Here is a 1,427-nt window from a genome sequence, read left to right as displayed (position 1 = left end):
CAGCAGGATCCGATAGGGCTGGCGGGCGGGATCAACCTTTACCAGTATGCGCCGAATGCGCTGGGATGGGTGGATCCTTGGGGGTTGAGTTGTAAAAATGCATGGAATGATTTCCAGAAAAAGTCGAATAAAAAACAATTCACTTCAAGGAAACAAGCATCCAAAGCATATGCTTTATGGAAAAAACAAGACTGGGCAGCGTTAGAACAACTTATGGGTGAAGGTGCCTGGCCTCCTAACCGCGGTTTTGTTACTTCAGTGAAAGAAACTCTTCAGCCCGGAGAATACGTAGATCGTTATGGTGGATGGATTGAAGATGGTGTTTTCAGAGATCCAGGAACATTTCTTTCTCCGGCCGGAGCTTCTTTTGAGGGAAGGGCGCTTCCGGATTATACTTTAACAAAGCCACTATCCACCTATGAGGTATTAAAACCTTATGAAGTTGATTCAGGACCGGCAATTCCTTGGTTTGGGAAGCCAGGGATGAACAAACAATACGAAACAGCTGATTATATTGAAGATCTTATCAAAGATGGAGTCTTAAGGAAGTTATGAAAAATTTTATTAAAAAAAAAGTTTTGTTACACGATGGTATTGAAAATGACTTTATCCATAAAAAGAACTTTTTTGAATGCCCGTGCTGTTCTGGAAAAATAGTTTTTTCGGTGTATGGTTCAAGAAGTTTCAATTCAGAAGAGTTAGATTTTAAGAAAAATTATTCAAAAAAAATAAAAGGAGTAAAGGAAAAAATTAAAGATTCGGGTCGTTATCATTACGATGGTGAAGCTATCAGCTTTTTTGAAACGGAATGTGATTTTGAAAATCATAAGGTAGTAGTGTTTTTCACATTTTCAGAAATTCAACCATCCAGGTATTCCTCTCACTTGATAGGTCTTTTTCTAAGAGATTAATTTCCTAACTTTTACTTTAAATAAAGAGTGTTTTTAGTTAATTGCATTGATCGTTGAGAGGTTATACACAATTCCTGTCGATATAGATTCGATTACGGCAACAACTTAATCCGTGAAGAGCACGACGATAATCCGTTCAGCCAGACATTATGGAACTACGATAATGCCGGCCGGCTGTTATCACAGGACAATGCGCAGCCGGGTAATGAACAGTGGCGCTGGCAACCCGCTGGATCGCCATAATGCCGCTCATGTCATGTATAGCCGTTTCACCGAACTGAACGGTATCCGCTGGCAGTACGATATCCATGGATGTACCACGGAGAAAGATGATGGGCATACCCGCTGGCGATATCGCTACGATGGTGAGCATCGCCTGACGGACGTCATCAGCGAGCCATGGGAACGTAACAAGCCGCGCACTAAGTTGAGTTTTCGCTACGATCCGCTAGGACGCCGCATCAGTAAAACCAGCCAGCCGCTGTTACAGGGAAGACCGTCTGGCAACGCCGTCAC

General features: G+C 42.5%; 2 protein-coding genes and 1 pseudogene. All 3 read left to right on the top strand.

Features of this window, described 5'->3' with window-relative positions:
- The coding region (locus Q7C21_RS22110; RefSeq protein WP_375151104.1) for a glycohydrolase toxin TNT-related protein at window positions 1-555 on the top strand (555 nt) is incomplete at its 5' end.
- The gene (locus tag Q7C21_RS22105; protein WP_154926148.1) at window positions 552-911 is read left to right on the top strand and encodes a hypothetical protein; all 360 of its coding nucleotides are present in this window, start codon (window positions 552-554) and stop codon (window positions 909-911) included. The genes Q7C21_RS22110 and Q7C21_RS22105, both read left to right, overlap by 4 nt.
- A gap of 72 nt (window positions 912-983) precedes the next feature.
- Window positions 984-1,427 (top strand): annotated as a pseudogene (locus Q7C21_RS22100) (type IV secretion protein Rhs); the annotation flags it as partial.

This window comes from Pantoea sp. ANP04, from assembly GCF_041982285.1.
GTDB lineage: Bacteria > Pseudomonadota > Gammaproteobacteria > Enterobacterales > Enterobacteriaceae > Pantoea > Pantoea eucalypti.
This window is presented reverse-complemented; position numbering and strand designations above follow the sequence as displayed.

What these genes read in the sequence shown, in the direction of transcription:
- Q7C21_RS22105 (WP_154926148.1), top strand. Translation starts at nt 552, where the DNA reads ATGAAAAATTTTATTAAAAAAAAAGTTTTGTTACACGATGGTATTGAA.